We start from the raw sequence: 15080 nt of genomic DNA, 5'->3' as shown, positions 1-15080 counted from the left end.
AGAGCATGGATGACAGCCCCGACCCCCGATGCCATTTTTAAACTGCTGGCAGATGAAACCCGCCTGCGCATGCTGCTGCTGATTCAGGAAGAGCAGGAGCTGTGCGTGTGCGAGCTGGTCACGGCGCTGTCACTGAGTCAGCCGAAAATTTCCCGGCATCTGGCGGTACTCAGAAATGCCGGATTACTGATGGACCGCCGTCAGGGGCAATGGGTCTATTACCGGCTGGCAGAGAAAAAACCGGCGTGGCTTGGGCCGTTGCTGGCGGGCATTAGCGCCAGTTATATCCAGTGGCGGGCGCCTGAGCGTGATGCGCTGGAGACCATGCCCAATCGCCCCGGTTGCTGCTAACGCCTGTGCTTTTTTGACTCGATTACACCTTCACCGGCATCGCGATGCCCACTGACCGACACGTTTCGGAGACTAGAATGAATCGTCCACTTCGCATTGGTATCAACGGTTTTGGCCGCATTGGCCGCATTGGCCGTCTGGCACTGCGCGCTGGTTTTGATAACCCGTCGCTGGAGTTTGTGCAGATTAACGATCCGGCAGGAGACGCTGAAACCCATGCGCACCTGCTGAATTTTGACTCTGTCCACGGTCGTTGGCACCACGAGGCCATCGTCGAAGGCGAGAGCATTCTGATTGGCGAGCAGCGTGTAAGCGTCAGCGCCAACAAGGCCATTGGCGATACCGACTGGTCGAACTGCGATGTGGTGATTGAGTCCAGCGGCAAGATGCGCAAGACCGAGCTTTTGCAGGCGTACCTTGATCAGGGCGTGAAGCGCGTGGTGGTCAGTGCTCCGGTGAAAGAGCCGGGCGTGCTGAACGTGGTGATGGGCGTGAATGATCATCTCTTTAATGCTGCGAGCCACCGCATCGTCACCGCCGCCTCCTGCACCACCAACTGCATCGCGCCGGTGGTGAAGGTGATTCACGAGAAGCTGGGCATTCGTCACGGCAGCATCACCACTATTCATGATCTGACCAACACCCAGAGCATTCTTGATCAGCCCCATAAGGATCTGCGCCGCGCCCGTGCCTCCGGCATGAACCTGATTCCGACCACCACCGGCTCAGCGACGGCTATCGCGGAAATCTTCCCGGAGCTGCGCGGGAAGCTTAATGGCCACGCTGTGCGGGTGCCGCTGGCGAATGCCTCCATCACCGACTGTACCTTTGAGCTGAGCACCCCGACCACGGCGGAGGCCGTCAATGCGCTGTTCAAGGCGGCCAGTGAAGGCGAGCTGCAGGGCATTCTGGGCTATGAAGAGCGCCCGCTGGTGTCGACGGATTATCGCGGCGATGCCCGCTCGACCATTGTTGATGCGCTTTCAACCCTGGTGGTCAACGATACCCAGCTGAAAATCTACGCCTGGTACGACAACGAATGGGGCTACGCCAACCGCACGGTGGAGCTGGCTCACAAAGTGGGCGCGGCGGAACGATGAGCCTTGCTCTGCGCCTGCGTGAGCGTTTGGGCCTGACTAGCCCGATTGCGCAGTATGGGGTGATCACCGGCAACTACTGGGCCTTTACCCTGACGGACGGCGCCCTGCGCATGCTGGTGGTGCTGCACTTCGCCCAGCTCGGTTACCGCCCGCTGGCCATTGCCAGTCTGTTCCTGTTCTACGAGTTCTTTGGTGTGGTGACCAATCTGGTCGGCGGCTTTCTCGGCGCCCGCATCGGGCTAAACCGCACCATGCAGCTGGGGCTTGGGATGCAGATCATCGCCCTGGCGATGTTACTGGTGCCCAACCCGATGCTGACGGTGGTTTGGATGATGGTGGCGCAGGCGCTGTCAGGGATCGCCAAAGACCTCAATAAGATGAGCGCCAAAACCTCCATCAAGGCACTGGTGCCGAAAGAGGCCAACAGCCGCCTGTTCCGCTACGTGGCGCTGCTGACCGGCTCCAAAAATGCACTGAAAGGCGTGGGTTTCTTTCTTGGCGGCGTGCTGCTGGCGAGTCTCGGTTTTCAGGGCGCGATGGCGGCGATGGCGCTCGCGCTGGTGCTGGTCTGGCTTTTTAGCCTGCTGGCGCTGCAACCTTCGCTGGGTAAAGCCAAACACAAGAACCGCCTGCGTGAACTGCTCTCACCCAGCCGTACCGTCAACGTACTGTCGGCAGCACGCTTCTTTCTTTTTGGTGCGCGGGATATCTGGTTCGTGGTGGCCTTGCCGGTTTACCTTGCGGAACAGCAAGGCTGGTCGATGCAGGCCGTGGGTGGCAGCCTCGCCCTGTGGGTGATCGGCTATGGCGTGGTGCAGTCACTGACGCCGCTGCTGCTGCGGCAGAAATCCGCAGGGGCATTGCCCGGCAAAAATGCCATGCCGGGCAAAGGCGCCTTGCTGTTCTGGGGTTCGGTGCTGGCGCTGGTGCCACTGGCGATGGGTTGGGTAGATGGGTTGCCGGTGGTCTGGCTGTTGGCCGGTCTTGGCCTGTTCGGTGTGCTCTTTGCGCTGAACTCCTCCCTGCATTCTTACCTTATTGTCGCCAGTGCGCGGGAAGAGGGCGCCTCGCTGGATGTTGGCTTCTACTACATGGCCAATGCCGCGGGGCGGTTAGTCGGCACCTTGCTCTCTGGCTGGTTGTATCAGCAGGCAGGGCTTGGCGGCAGCCTGCTGGGTACGGCGCTGTTTGTGGCGCTGGCGGTGTTGTGTACGGCGGCATTGGAGTGGAACTCACCGAAGCGCGATTAATCAACGGTCGCAGACGCCAAAAGAGGCGGAATTGGCGCGTGATTCCAGCCCTCTGATTTGGCATGTGAAGGCGAGTCGGTATAGTGAAATGTGCATAATTTGCACACATCAGCATGCAGGAATTTGCGTGCCGATGGATCGTTCAGCTGCCAGCGGGTTTATCGTGTGACAGAGTTCAGCCATCCCCTTCATCAGTCCTTGAGTCCCAGGCTTGAGCGCGAGTACGCGGCTCTGCGGCTGGCGGCGCTGACGCACATGCATCAGGCCGTGTGGGTATTCGACTTTCAGGAAGGGCGGGTGCGCTGGGCCAATACCGCGGCACTGAAACTGTGGATGGCGAAGGATCTGGATGAGCTGACCTGCCGCAATATGGGCAAGGACATGTCACCCGCCGTGGCGCAACGGCTGCATCAGTTCATCACCGATTTTGAAATTGATCCTGAAAAAGCCTTCACCGAAACCTGGACGCTGTACCCGGATAACATTCCGACCCGTATTCAGATGAAGGTCAGCGGTGTGCGCTTGCCGGAAGGCCGCATGGCGATGCTGTGCGAAACCGTGGATTATTCCAAGGCAGGCTCCGATGGCAGCCGTGCCATGGATGCGCTGCTGCACACCAGCGTGCAAATTACCCTGTATTCCATTGATGGCCAGCCGCTGTACCGCAACCCGGCGGCGCGAGCGGGCGTCAGTTCTTCCAAAGCGACCTTTGCCGAGCGCTTCATCAACGAGATGGAGCTGGCCAAGGTGTCGCGCATTCTTGAACGTTCCGCTGGCTGTGAAGAGACTGTGCAGGTGCACAGCCCGGGCGGTAAGCGTTGGCATCGTATGACAGTGCGCCGTTGCTCTGATCCGGATTCCGGTGAACAGGCCTGGCTGGTCAGCGAAGTGGATGTGACCGAGGTGAAGCAGGCACAGCTGCAAATGCAGCAGCAGGCAGAAACCGATCACCTCACCGGGTTGCCGAACCGCCAGTTCGTCTATAACCATTTCGCGCGATTACTCAAAAGTGTTCGCACCAGTGGCGAGCAGGCCGCGCTGCTGTACATGGATCTCGATAACTTCAAACACATCAACGATTCTCTCGGTCATGATTCCGGCGACACGGTGCTCAAAGCGCTGGCGTTGCGGTTGCGCGCTTTGCTGGGGCCGCGGGATCATGCGGTGCGTCTGGGCGGCGATGAGTTTTTGCTGCTTCTGGTCGATTCAGATGCCGCGCGCGCTGCGCGGGATTTCAGCCAGCGTTTGACCAGGGCTCTGGAAACACCGGTGCAGCTGGCTTTTATGGATTTTCGGATTACTGCGACCCTTGGGGTGAGCCTGTTTCCGAACTTTGGCGACAGCTTTGAAGCCCTGATGCAGCAGGCGGATCTGGCGCTTTATCGTGGCAAGGACAATGGCCGCAATGTGCTGTCGTTCTATACGCCGGGTCTGGCGGAGGAAGCCCAGCGCCGGGTAGCGCTGGAGCATGATCTTCGCAAGGCGCTGGAGCGTAACGAGTTCGAGCTGTTCTACCAGCCTCGGGTAAATGTGCAGACTCAGCAGATTACCGGTGCAGAAGCCCTGATTCGCTGGCGTCATCCTGAGCGCGGTATGGTGTCGCCCATCGAGTTTATTCCGGTCTGTGAACAGTGCGGGCTGATTCGTCAGCTCAGTCTCTGGGTCATGGAGGAAGCGGCGCGTCAGGTGGCCTATTGGCACGGGCAAGGGCAAGGGCATAAGCTGCGAGTCTCGATCAACATGTCACCGCGCCAGTTCACGGACGGTGATCTGGTCGAGCAGTTCCAGACGGTGCTGGAGCAGACCGGCGCACCGGCCAGTTATCTGGAGCTGGAAATCACCGAGTCCTTGTTGATGGGCAACGATGCCCAGGTCATCAAAACCATGGAAGCACTTGCCGCGATGGGCCTTCGTATCGCCATTGATGACTTTGGCACCGGCTATTCCAACCTTGCCTATCTGCAGCGCTATCCGCTGCATTGCCTGAAGATCGACCGTTCCTTTATCGCCCAGCTGGAATCCCAGGACTCGATCGTTAACGTCATTATGTCCATGTGCCGGTTGCTTGGGCTGGAAGTGGTGGCGGAGGGCGTTGAAACTGAGGCCCAGCTCGACTGGCTGCGAGAGCAGGACTGTGAAGAGTTTCAGGGCTATCTCTTTAGCCCGCCTTTGCCGGTCGATGCGTTTGAGCAGCGTTGTTTTGGCGCTTAACCCTTAAACCTTAAACCAATAGCGCCATTGCCGAATCCGGGCTCAAAAAAGCCGCTGTATTGTCTGTGCTACTTTAGTTAAAAAAGCTGTCATTTATGACATTTGTTCGCTGGTTTAAGTGTGCGGACTCTGCCAATAACCCTCGCAGCCCTGTCGTTCCGTGCCCATTCGCTGTTCAACTTCCTTTTCCTTCCTTATTTTGTGGGTATTCAGAAATTCGCCTGTGTCCACGGCAAGGAGTGGTGAAATGTCTCTTCGTTCAATCAGTGTTGGAGCACGGATGCAGCTGGGCTTTGGCCTCTGCACGCTGCTGATTGTGTTACTGGCCGTCTTTGCCCTTAACGAAGCGCGTACGCTGCGGGTCGGCGCAGAAAAGCTGGAAAAGCACTGGATGGAAGGGCTCTATGAACTGGCCCAGACCAACGATGCCCTGCAGCACCTGCGGATTTATTTCCTGCGTGAGGCCATGACCGAACCCGGCACCGAGGCCTATCGTGAGGCCCGTGACCTCACTAAAACTTACAGTGCCAAGGTCGAATCCCACATGGAGGCGGTTCAGCACCTGATCGAAACGCCCACAGAAAAGCAGGCGTATCAGGCGCTGAGTTCCAGCCTGCAGACCTATCTTGAGCATGAGCATGAACTCGAAGCCCTGCTCGCCAAAGGCGAACATCTGAGTGCTACAGACTTTGACACCATTGCGGCCGAGGCAGAGAAGGTTTCTGTGGCATTGGCCAGGCTGCGTGAGATTCAGCGAGAAGGTGCACTGCACAACGTCGAGCAAGCCGAGCATGAATACGATGTCAGCTGGAAGGGCATTGTCGCTATCGCGGCGTTGGCTGCGGTGTTGAGCATTATTCTGGCGACGGTCATCAGTCGCGGCATCATTAAGCCCCTGCGGGCGGCGATGGCATCCGCCGGAGCCATTGCCGAAGGTGATCTCAGCAAAACCCTGACCGTTGAGGGTAAGGATGAACTCAGCCATCTGCTGGGCTCGATTGCCACCATGCAGGCTTCGCTGCGCACGGTCATCAAGGATATTCACGATGCCAGCCTGCAAATGGCCTCGGCGACTGAGCAGCTGCAGGTGGCCTCGGAAGAGAACTCGCAGGTGGTATTCCAGCAGCATGATGAAATGAATCAGGCCGCCACCGCGGTGAATCAGATGAGCGCCACGGTGGAAGAGGTGGCACGTAATGCCTCGGATACTTCCAGTCTGGCCAATGAAAGCCGTGATGAAGCCCAGGTCGGCCGTGAACGTGTGGGCGCGACCGTCAAGGAAACCGAAGCCTTGTCCGGCGCGATTGGCCGTGCCGGGGAAACCCTGCAGCAGCTGGTGACCCGAGCCCAGAATATCAGCCGGGTGCTGGAAGAAATTCGCGGAATTTCGGAGCAGACCAACCTGCTGGCGCTGAATGCGGCGATTGAAGCCGCGCGTGCGGGTGAGCAGGGCCGTGGTTTTGCCGTGGTGGCCGATGAAGTTCGCGCGCTGGCACAACGCACCCAAACCTCCACCGTGGAAATCGAACAGATGATCCATGAGATGGAGGCCGGTTCCGAGTCTGCCGTCTCCGCCATGGCTGCCAGTCAGCAAGGGGCGAACAAGGCGCTGGAAGTGGCGCGCAGTGCTGATGAATGTCTGGCCAGCATTGCGCGGGTGATGCACGAAATTACCGACCACAACCTGCTGATCGCCAGCGCGACGGAAGAGCAGGCGCAGGTTTCCCGTGAGGTTGATGTCAGCCTGACCAACCTTCGCTCCCTGTCAGAGCAAACCACCAGCAGCACCAATGAAACCAATGCCGCCATTGCTGCGTTAGCGGAGCTGGCCACCGGGCTTAACTCGCGGGTGGAGTCCTTCAAACTGGCGTAACGGCCACTGTCATGCGTCCCCACGGAAGCGCTCCTGTGTTGATCAGTCCAGGAGTGCTTCGGTGTTCAGCAGGTCCTGTGACCTGCTTTTTTTTTGCCTACTCAGCGCTGATGCGGTCTGGCAACGCCTTTAAAAAACCTCGCTTTGAGCGATTGGCGCTATCTTGCGTTTGCGGGGCGGCGATTCTCTGACTATCACTTACCTATACCGTTGCTAAACGCGAACCGGGCCTAAGCCAAAAAAGGGCCGGGCTTAAGCCAGAAGCGAATAGGGTTTGCCGGGCATTCTTGCTTTGTCACCCTCAAGCTTTTCGCTTTGCATCGACTGCAGCGGCCACTTCTGACAGGTAAGGGCGATGGACTCCTTTATTGCGCAGCTCAATGCACTTCTGACTGATCTTTATCATCCCGTCAGCCTGCCCGGCTGGATGCTGGCGACGCTGCTGGTGCTGGTGGCGGCCTCGCTGATCCTGATGGCGATGTATGTGCGCCACAATCACGGGCTGATCAAGGATGCCAATCAGGAACTGCTGATGGCGAACCGACGTCTGTCGCTGGCGACCTCGGTGGCGGGCGTGGGCATCTGGGAGTGGGAGAAAGAAACCGACACCCTGCTCTGGAACCCGGTGATGTTCCGCCTGTATGGCGTGCAGCCCGGCGAGCCCATGAGTATTGAGCGCATGCGCGCCTGGATTCTTCCTGATGACTGGCAGCAGTTCAAAAGCCTGCTCGGCAACATGGAATCCACCGACCGCCATGAGATCACTTTCGCCATCATCCGCGAAAGTGACGGGTCGCTGCGCTACATCCATGCCGCCTGCTACTGGCTCTATACCGGACGCAAGCACCGTCTGCTCGGCACTCAAATGGACATCACCGAAGAGCATGCGGCCCGCGAGAAGGTTTACCGCGAAGCCTATCAGGATGCGCTGACCCTGCTGCCAAACTCCCGTGCGCTAAAATCCCAGCTAAGGCTTGGTCTGGAACAGACCGCGCCGGGGCGGATGCAGGGATTGTTCTTTATTGATCTGGATGGCTTCAAAAAAGTGAATGACACCCTTGGTCATGACATCGGTGACTTGTTGCTCAAGGGCGCTGCTGGCCGCATGCGCCAGATTATCCGGCAGCAGGATCGCGTCTACCGTCTGGGGGGCGATGAGTTTGTGGTGTGGATCGCCGATGTGCCGGATCAGGATATTCATGTGCTGGAAACCATCGCCAACAAGCTGATCGACACCCTGTCGAAACCCTTTCAGTTTGATGAGGTGCGGGCGCAGGTGTCCGCCAGTATCGGTATTGCCCGTTATCCCCAGCAGTCCTCTGACATGGAAAGCCTGCTCAAGGCGGCGGATGAGGCCATGTATCTGGCTAAGCGTGGCGGTAAAAATGCCTTTGCCCATTATTCGACGCCTGCCTCCGCAGCATCCGGCTCCCCAGCCGCCGATGCGGTCCCTGAATAGCCTCTCACCCGTATCGTCGGGCTGATAGCGCTTCTATTACGCCAGCGTTGACGTGATTAATCGGCGCTATCACGTCAACCCTGTCCATTGTATTCAATGTACAAATCGCGACATTTTTTCAAAAGACTTGGACAGTTTTTCACCTCTGACCTAATTTTTCTTTAAGCGCACGGTGTAGGGGAATTCCTCATCGGATGCACTTCTTCCTGATGAGAGGAGAAAGAAAATGAACAAAATCAGACGTTTATATGACAAAGCAGGGCTTTTTATCACGCGTCTGTACGTAGAGGAAAAAGGCGCTAGTGGTATCGAGTACGCCCTGATCGCGGCGATGGTGGCGGTCATCATTGCGGTTTTTGTTGATCCGGTGAATGCGCAGATCCGTTCGGTGCTGAATGACATTCTTGAAGCCCTGGGCGGTACAGCGCAAACCTGATACCTGACTGATGTTGTTGTGCTGGCAGGTGGCCTCCCATGATGCCGTTGTCTTTGGTAATGCAGTTGGCCGTGCTGATTCTGCTGGCCAGGATTTCCTGGACGGATTGGGTTGAGCGACGGATTCCCAATGTACTGCTGATTGCTGTACTGGCATTGGCGCTGGGCCATCTTGTGCTCACTGGACAACTGCTCTTTGGTCGCGAGGGGCAATGGGGCCAGCTGCTCTGGTCCATGGTGCTGGTGGCGCTGCTGACGTTGCCGGGGATGGCGCTCAAGCAGTTGGGTGCGGGGGATGTAAAGCTGCTCTGGGTTTTTTGCCTGCTGATGGGGCTCGGTCAGCTGATGCTGGTCTGTGTGCTGGGGCTGCTGGCGCTTGTGATCAGTGCGTTCTGGATTAAACGCCGGCCATTGCCTCTGGCGCCTTATGTGTCCGTGGTCGTACTGCTGTTATGGCTGGGAGGGGCATGATGAAACGGAACCGTCAGCGCGGTGCGGTGGCGATTGAGTTCGTCCTGCTGTTCCCGATTCTGTTTCTGTTGTTCTACGCCATTGTTAACTACGGCCTGATTTTCGCCGCCGCCCAGTACATGCAGTACTCGGCCGAGGAAGGGCTAAGACGCAGTATTTCCTACGTCGATGAAAGCTGCCTCTATTCCGATACCGGCTGCACCAGCGCCAATGTGCGCCAGGAAGTGCTGGATCAGACCCGAACGGTGCTGGGCAATGTTGCCTCCGGCAGCAGCAGTACCAGTCTTGGATCATTGTTTGGCCAGCCGCTGGACAGCGCGCTGGCGATTTCGGCTCAGGATGATGCCAGCGGGAATTGCTGTGTGTTGTCGCTGACCTACAACTACACCGACTTTCCCTTTGTTCCGCCACTGATGCTGCCGGTGCCCGCGCAGCTCAGTATCACGGCCAACCTGGATCTGTAGGAGCCCTTATGCAGGGAAAAACCTTGACCATTATCGCCGTTGTCCTCTTTGCACTGGCTCTGGTGGTGGGTTTCTACGGTCTGCGTATCGGCAAGGAGCCGGTGGATGTGCCGCAAGTGGCGCTGCCCACGCACAAGGTTTGGCGCTTTGATGATGACTATCCGCCCGGCAAGGTGCTGGAAAACAACATGCTGGAGGAAACCGAAGTCACCAACACCGAAATCGGTGATGTTGAAGACGCATCCGTGGTGCTTGGTCGGGTGCTGGGTTCGTCCGTGAAAGAGGGCCAGCGTCTGCAAAGCTCGCAACTGGCCCCGGAACGCCCCTTGCTGGATCAGCTGCCTGCGGGTCAGCGTGCCATTGCCATCAAGGTGGATGAAGTCACGGCAGTAGGCGGCCATCTACAGGCCGGTGATCGGGTCGATGTGCTGTTTTATCTGCGGGCGAATCGCGAAAGCGGGGATATCAGCTCGGCTCGGCGGCTGTTCAGTGGCCTGAAAGTGCTGGCCTATGGCGATGAAACCATCGGCGAGAAAAGCATCAATGTCGGTGATCGCAAGGCGAGAGAACGCTCTGCTGTGCTGGCTGTCCCTGAACCGCTGGTGCCGGAATTGCTGCTGGCGGCCAGTACCGGCGATTTGCGCCTGTCAGTGATGGGGCTACAGGAGCCGGAAATGCCCGTCACTCTGACAAGTGCCCAAGCCGTGGCGCCGCCGGTGACGATGGCCAGCTTCAGTGCCAGCGCGACCAAGGCACCAGTGACGGCGCAGACGCCAGCACCGGAGTCATCCACCACAAAAACAACAACAACGACACCGGCCGCCAGAAAGCCGGTGCAAAAGGCCTCCAGCCCGGGGCTGGAAGTCTTGCTGGGAGAAGAGCGCGTCACAATGAAACCCTGACCGGAAGTCGGGGTAAGTCGTCATGGATGTAACGAAAAGGAAGTGCAGGGTGATCGTGACTATCGGATTTGCTTCGGGATTCACCTCAGATTGGCTACATCAACTGCTGGCGGTGTGGCGCTTTGTCCAGCGTCGCCGGGCGGGGGTGCGTTCATGGCTGGCCCTGCTGATGCCCCTGTGTCTTTTTGCCCCGGTGTCTGGCCATGCTGAATCTGCGATGACCGCTGGCGCGCCGGTGCTGGAAGTGAAGGTGGGTGGTCAGCAGGCGTTCAACCTGCCCGGCGGCATTATTCGTCTGGCGGTGGGGAATCCTGCGTTGGCGGGTATTCGTCTGGTGACCCGCGAGCAGGCGCTGATTACCGGTAAGGCGGCGGGGGAGACCACCCTGCAGATCTGGCAGCGCGGCAAGGATAATCCCGAGGTGTACCCTCTCAAGGTCTATCCGACCGGCATTGCCCACAGCAATGTGCAGGTGCAGACGGATATCCGCGTGGTGGAAGTGAGCAAAAATGCCCTGCATTCCGCGGGCTTCTTCTTCGGCAAAAATACCGGTAACACCACCTTTGCGATTGGTCAGGGTGCACTGTCCGGCGTGGATGTTGGCGACAGCGGCGCTTTCACGCTGCAGAGTTCCGCCGGTTTTCTCTCGGACAGCAGCGCCTTCAATATTATCGGCGGCAGCGCCAGCCGTGGGCTGCTGGCGACTATCAGTGCCCTTAGCACCAACGGTTATGCCTATACGCTGGCAGAGCCGAGCCTGGTGACACTGTCCGGCCAGCAGGCTTTCTTCCTGGCGGGTGGCGAGTTTCCTTTCCCGAAAAGTAACAACAACGGTGATATCAGCGTCGACTTCAAGGAATTCGGCGTGCGCCTGAGCCTGACGCCGACAGTGATGGACGATGATCGCATCCTGCTGAAAGTGGCGCCGGAAGTGAGCGAGCTGGATTTTCTCGATGGCCTGCAGGCTTCCGGGGTGTCGGTGCCCGCCCTCAAAGTGCGACGGACGGATACCACGGTGCAACTCGGTGATGGCGAAAGCTTTGTCATCAGTGGTCTGGTGAGCCGTAATACCCTGAAAAATGCCCAGAAGCTGCCGCTGCTGGGCGATCTGCCCATCATTGGCGCCTTCTTCCGTTCAACCCAGTTCGAAAGCAATGACAAAGAGCTGATGATGGTGGTGACGCCGCATCTGGTTCGTCCTTTTGCCAGGCGCGCGCCGTTGCCTGAGCTGCCGGGCGAGGTGTACCGCACCTTCCAGCCTTCGTTTTTCCGTCTGGTGTTTCTCGATGAGGAACCCGGTGATCGCACCTCCATGCCGTCCGGGATGGGCTTTTCAGAGGCGGGCAGTCAATGAAGATACTGGCGTATTGCACAGATCCCGTCTGGCATGAGGAAGTCACCAGGCATCTGGCGAGCGAGCACAAGATCACCTGGCTGCAGGATATCGAGCAGGTAGAGGCCAGCTATGAGTGGGCACAGTCTCGCGTACTGGTCATCGTGGCGACCCAGTGGCCGGACTCGCGGATTGAGTCTTTGCTTGAGAGCTATGTCCCGCGGCCGGTGGTGGTGCTGGATCAGACCCCGGAAGGCTCCTGGCATAACCGTGCCCTGAACCCGGCGGTGCATCTGGTCGATATTGCCGAGATGGATGACAAGCTGAGCTTTCTGACCAACATCCGTCCGGCTTATCCGCCCAAAGTGCTGGGACTGTTTTCCAGCCGCAATGATGTGGATGCCGCGCTCTTGAGTATCGCCGCCGGGTGGATTCTCAAGCGTCAGCAATGCCGGGTGGTGATTCTCGATCTGGCGATGCCTCAGGGCGATGTCTCCTCCTACCTCGACTTGCCGCTGATGAACAGCTTTACCGAACTGGTCATGGGCGGGCTGAATCCTGAGCAGATCAGGCATGACCGCCGCGGGCAAAGTGCTCTGGATAACCTCGACCTGATTGCCATGCCAGCAGATGGCAACCTTGGGCACATGACGGCGGACGGCGTGCGCAAGGGCATCGAGAGCCTGAAGAGCCACTACGATCACCTGATTATCAACGTCAACGGCATGGGGCCCTCAGGGCTGATGAAGCTGTTGGCGAGTCAGTGCGATCAGCACTGGATTCTGGCTGATCAGAAAAACGTCAGTATTACCGCTGCCCTGGAGCTGGGAGAGCACCTGCTGAGCGGCGGTATTCGGCCCGGCGCCGTGAGTCTGGTGATCAGCCCCTTCTTCAAGGATGTGTTACCGAACCGGGAAACCATCGTGCAGATCAGCTCGTTACCGCTTCGCGGCACGCTGCCCTGGTCGCCGTTGTTTATCACCAGCCTGAATGCCGGTCGGCTGATGCCGCCGGACAATGAATTTGCCGCTTACCTCAATGCACTGGAGGAGATGCTGGGGCTGCGCCGACAAGAGCGCTGGTGGCAGAAACTGGGAGTGAAAACCTGATGAATACGCCATCGGATCAAGGCTCATTAAACTGGCCCAGTCGTAATCTGGAGCTGATGGAAGATGACTCACGCCTGAGTCTCAAGGCCAGCCTGCACCGTTTTATCATCGACCGGCTGGAGGAAGACGAACTGCTGGTGGAGATGGAGCGCAACGAGATGCGCGCCCACGTGCAGAGTTACGTCCAGACCTACCTCAAGGAGCACAAGATCGACAGCGGCATGGCCGATGCCGGCAAGCTGGTCGGTGAACTGCTCGATGAGATTGTCGGCTACGGCCCGCTGCAAACCCTGCTCGAAGACCCGGAAGTGGACGATATCCTCATTAACGGTGCCCGGCAGGTCTATGTGGAGCGCAAGGGTAAACTTGAGCGGATGCCCCTGCGTTTTATTAACGATCAGCACGTTTTACGGGTTATTCGCCGCATGATCGCGCCACTTGGCCGCCGTATTGATGAATCCAGCCCGATGGTGGATGCCCGGTTGCCGGATGGCAGCCGTATCAACGCCATCATTCCGCCGCTGGCCATTGATGGCCCGTGTCTGTCAGTGCGTAAGTTCAAAAAGGATGCCCTCACTGCTGAGTATCTGGTGCGTCAGGGCAGCCTCACCATGGGGATGCAGGACTTTATCGCCAAGTGCGCCAAGACCCGCATGAACATGCTGATTGCCGGTTCGACCGGCTCCGGTAAAACCACCTTGCTTAACATCCTGAGCCAGAACATCGGCAGCGGCGAGCGTATCGTCACCATCGAGGATGCCGCTGAGTTGCAGCTGATGCACGGTCACGTGGTGCGCCTCGAAACCCGTCCACCGAATGCCGAAGGTATTGGCGAGGTCACTTCCCGTGAGCTGGTGAAAAACGCCCTGCGTATGCGACCTGACCGCATCATCCTCGGCGAGAGTCGTGGCGCCGAAGTGCTCGACATGCTGCAGGCCATGAACACCGGCCACCAGGGCTCCATGAGTACGGTGCACGCCAACTCCGCCCGTGATGCGCTGATGCGACTGGAGCTGATGGTCGCGCTCTCGGGCTTTAATGCTACCGAGCAGCTGGTGAAGCAGATCATTTCTTCCGCCCTCGACATGGTGGTGTTCGTTGGCCGTCTGCCGAACGGTCGCCGCGTCGTCATGCAGATTGTTGAGGTGCTGGATGTGGCCGACGGCATGATCCGGATTCAGGAAATTTTCCGCTACGACATGGATCGTGAAACCTTCGAGGAAGTGGATAAACCCTCGGCGCGTTTACTTGGCCGACTCAATGGGAGCAAAGCCACATGATGTTGCTCGCGGCAGTGCTGATGATGCTCGGTGCGGCCGTACTGCTGGTCGCTGCGCGCCGGCATCAACCCGTGGTCGTTGCCACCCCAAGACAGGTGCGCCAGTCCACCATTACCAACCTGCAGGACTGGATGGCAGGGCTGGGTTTGCCCCGTGCCCTCTGGCTGGACGCCGCGATTCTGTTCGGACTGATCCTTACCTGCGTGATGATCTGGCGCTCCCAGGGTTACCTGCCTGCCATCGGGGTGATGGTCGTTGCGGTGCTGGTGATTGTCGTTATCGCCCAGATCCGGCGGGAGCGGCAGCGTCGGCAGATTCTGGAACAACTGCCGGGCTTTATCAGCCAGCTGGCGCGTCGGGTACGCACTGGCACCTCGGTGACCAAGGCTTTTGAGCGTGCTGTCGAGGAGGCCAAGGTGCCGCTGCAGGATGTGATGCGTCAGGCCTTGCACCGTGTGCAGCTGGGCGATGACTTACCCAACTGTATGGAGCTAAAGGCGCGGATAACCGGCGTGGACGAGTTTTATCTGCTGGCATCGATCCTGCGCGTGCATTACCAGTTTGGTGGCAGTATCAGCTCGGCGCTGGAGCATCTGGTCAAACTGCTGCATCAACGTGAGCGAGCCCACCGCGAGCTGTGGGCACTGACCGGGGAAACCCGCGTGACGGCCATCATTCTTGGCGTGGTGCCGGTGCTGATGGCGCTCTACATGCTGGTGGCCAACAGCAAATACATTCTCTCCCTGTGGAACGATAGCACCGGCCAGGTCGTGCTGTTGTCGGCCATCGGTTTGCAGGTGATTGGCTCGTTCATCCTCTGGCGCATGTTGCGCTCGGTGTAG

General features: G+C 58.5%; 14 protein-coding genes. All 14 read left to right on the top strand.

Annotation, left to right across the window (positions count from 1 at the left end; genetic code table 11):
* Positions 1 to 9 precede the first annotated feature (9 nt).
* Positions 10 to 351, top strand: a complete 342-nt coding sequence (locus ACKC9G_RS09745) for a metalloregulator ArsR/SmtB family transcription factor (protein WP_411404759.1) — start codon at positions 10 to 12, stop codon at positions 349 to 351.
* Between the two features lie 77 nt (positions 352 to 428).
* Positions 429 to 1451, top strand: coding sequence for an ArsJ-associated glyceraldehyde-3-phosphate dehydrogenase (locus ACKC9G_RS09740; protein WP_411404758.1), 1023 nt, complete (start codon positions 429 to 431; stop codon positions 1449 to 1451).
* Positions 1448 to 2701 carry an organoarsenical effux MFS transporter ArsJ gene (gene arsJ, locus ACKC9G_RS09735; RefSeq protein ID WP_411404757.1) on the top strand — a complete coding sequence of 418 codons (1254 nt, stop codon included), beginning with the start codon at positions 1448 to 1450 and terminating at the stop codon, positions 2699 to 2701. The genes ACKC9G_RS09740 and arsJ overlap by 4 nt, the downstream gene beginning before the upstream one ends.
* 165 nt (positions 2702 to 2866) lie before the next feature.
* Entirely contained in the window at positions 2867 to 4912 is a 2046-nt protein-coding gene (locus ACKC9G_RS09730; protein ID WP_411404756.1) for a putative bifunctional diguanylate cyclase/phosphodiesterase, read from the top strand.
* A gap of 247 nt (positions 4913 to 5159) precedes the next feature.
* A complete protein-coding gene (locus tag ACKC9G_RS09725) occupies positions 5160 to 6785 on the top strand; it encodes a methyl-accepting chemotaxis protein (RefSeq protein WP_411404755.1) in 1626 nt (541 codons plus the stop codon).
* 355 nt (positions 6786 to 7140) lie between these two features.
* Positions 7141 to 8244, top strand: coding sequence for a diguanylate cyclase domain-containing protein (locus ACKC9G_RS09720; protein ID WP_411404754.1), 1104 nt, complete (start codon positions 7141 to 7143; stop codon positions 8242 to 8244).
* Positions 8245 to 8470: 226 nt separating this feature from the next.
* Complete coding sequence (locus tag ACKC9G_RS09715; RefSeq protein ID WP_411404753.1) at positions 8471 to 8680, top strand: Flp family type IVb pilin; 210 nt, start codon at positions 8471 to 8473, stop codon at positions 8678 to 8680.
* A 38-nt stretch (positions 8681 to 8718) separates the two neighbouring features.
* On the top strand, positions 8719 to 9150 hold the full coding sequence (locus tag ACKC9G_RS09710) for a prepilin peptidase (RefSeq protein ID WP_411404752.1): 432 nt from the start codon (positions 8719 to 8721) through the stop codon (positions 9148 to 9150).
* Positions 9147 to 9614 carry a TadE/TadG family type IV pilus assembly protein gene (locus ACKC9G_RS09705; RefSeq protein ID WP_411404751.1) on the top strand — a complete coding sequence of 156 codons (468 nt, stop codon included), beginning with the start codon at positions 9147 to 9149 and terminating at the stop codon, positions 9612 to 9614. Before ACKC9G_RS09710 ends, ACKC9G_RS09705 begins: the two co-directional genes overlap by 4 nt.
* 8 nt (positions 9615 to 9622) lie before the next feature.
* Positions 9623 to 10516, top strand: a complete 894-nt coding sequence (gene cpaB, locus ACKC9G_RS09700; protein ID WP_411404750.1) for a Flp pilus assembly protein CpaB — start codon at positions 9623 to 9625, stop codon at positions 10514 to 10516.
* A 55-nt stretch (positions 10517 to 10571) separates the two neighbouring features.
* Positions 10572 to 11870, top strand: a complete 1299-nt coding sequence (locus ACKC9G_RS09695; protein ID WP_411404749.1) for a type II and III secretion system protein family protein — start codon at positions 10572 to 10574, stop codon at positions 11868 to 11870.
* On the top strand, positions 11867 to 12958 hold the full coding sequence (locus tag ACKC9G_RS09690; RefSeq protein ID WP_411404748.1) for a CpaE family protein: 1092 nt from the start codon (positions 11867 to 11869) through the stop codon (positions 12956 to 12958). The genes ACKC9G_RS09695 and ACKC9G_RS09690 overlap by 4 nt, the downstream gene beginning before the upstream one ends.
* Complete coding sequence (locus ACKC9G_RS09685; RefSeq protein ID WP_411404747.1) at positions 12931 to 14238, top strand: CpaF family protein; 1308 nt, start codon at positions 12931 to 12933, stop codon at positions 14236 to 14238. The genes ACKC9G_RS09690 and ACKC9G_RS09685 overlap by 28 nt, the downstream gene beginning before the upstream one ends.
* Positions 14235 to 15080 carry a type II secretion system F family protein gene (locus ACKC9G_RS09680; RefSeq protein WP_411404746.1) on the top strand — a complete coding sequence of 282 codons (846 nt, stop codon included), beginning with the start codon at positions 14235 to 14237 and terminating at the stop codon, positions 15078 to 15080. Before ACKC9G_RS09685 ends, ACKC9G_RS09680 begins: the two co-directional genes overlap by 4 nt.

The organism is Pokkaliibacter sp. CJK22405, from assembly GCF_046614695.1.
Classification (GTDB): Bacteria; Pseudomonadota; Gammaproteobacteria; order Pseudomonadales; family Balneatricaceae; genus Pokkaliibacter.
The sequence above is the reverse complement of the archived record's forward strand: the minus strand, read 5'-3'. Positions and strand labels throughout refer to the sequence as shown.

What these genes read in the sequence shown, in the direction of transcription:
- ACKC9G_RS09745 (WP_411404759.1), top strand. Translation starts at nt 10, where the DNA reads ATGACAGCCCCGACCCCCGATGCCATTTTTAAACTGCTGGCAGATGAA.
- ACKC9G_RS09740 (WP_411404758.1), top strand. Translation starts at nt 429, where the DNA reads ATGAATCGTCCACTTCGCATTGGTATCAACGGTTTTGGCCGCATTGGC.
- arsJ (WP_411404757.1), top strand. Translation starts at nt 1,448, where the DNA reads ATGAGCCTTGCTCTGCGCCTGCGTGAGCGTTTGGGCCTGACTAGCCCG.
- ACKC9G_RS09725 (WP_411404755.1), top strand. Translation starts at nt 5,160, where the DNA reads ATGTCTCTTCGTTCAATCAGTGTTGGAGCACGGATGCAGCTGGGCTTT.
- ACKC9G_RS09720 (WP_411404754.1), top strand. Translation starts at nt 7,141, where the DNA reads ATGGACTCCTTTATTGCGCAGCTCAATGCACTTCTGACTGATCTTTAT.
- ACKC9G_RS09715 (WP_411404753.1), top strand. Translation starts at nt 8,471, where the DNA reads ATGAACAAAATCAGACGTTTATATGACAAAGCAGGGCTTTTTATCACG.
- ACKC9G_RS09710 (WP_411404752.1), top strand. Translation starts at nt 8,719, where the DNA reads ATGATGCCGTTGTCTTTGGTAATGCAGTTGGCCGTGCTGATTCTGCTG.
- ACKC9G_RS09705 (WP_411404751.1), top strand. Translation starts at nt 9,147, where the DNA reads ATGATGAAACGGAACCGTCAGCGCGGTGCGGTGGCGATTGAGTTCGTC.
- cpaB (WP_411404750.1), top strand. Translation starts at nt 9,623, where the DNA reads ATGCAGGGAAAAACCTTGACCATTATCGCCGTTGTCCTCTTTGCACTG.
- ACKC9G_RS09690 (WP_411404748.1), top strand. Translation starts at nt 11,867, where the DNA reads ATGAAGATACTGGCGTATTGCACAGATCCCGTCTGGCATGAGGAAGTC.
- ACKC9G_RS09680 (WP_411404746.1), top strand. Translation starts at nt 14,235, where the DNA reads ATGATGTTGCTCGCGGCAGTGCTGATGATGCTCGGTGCGGCCGTACTG.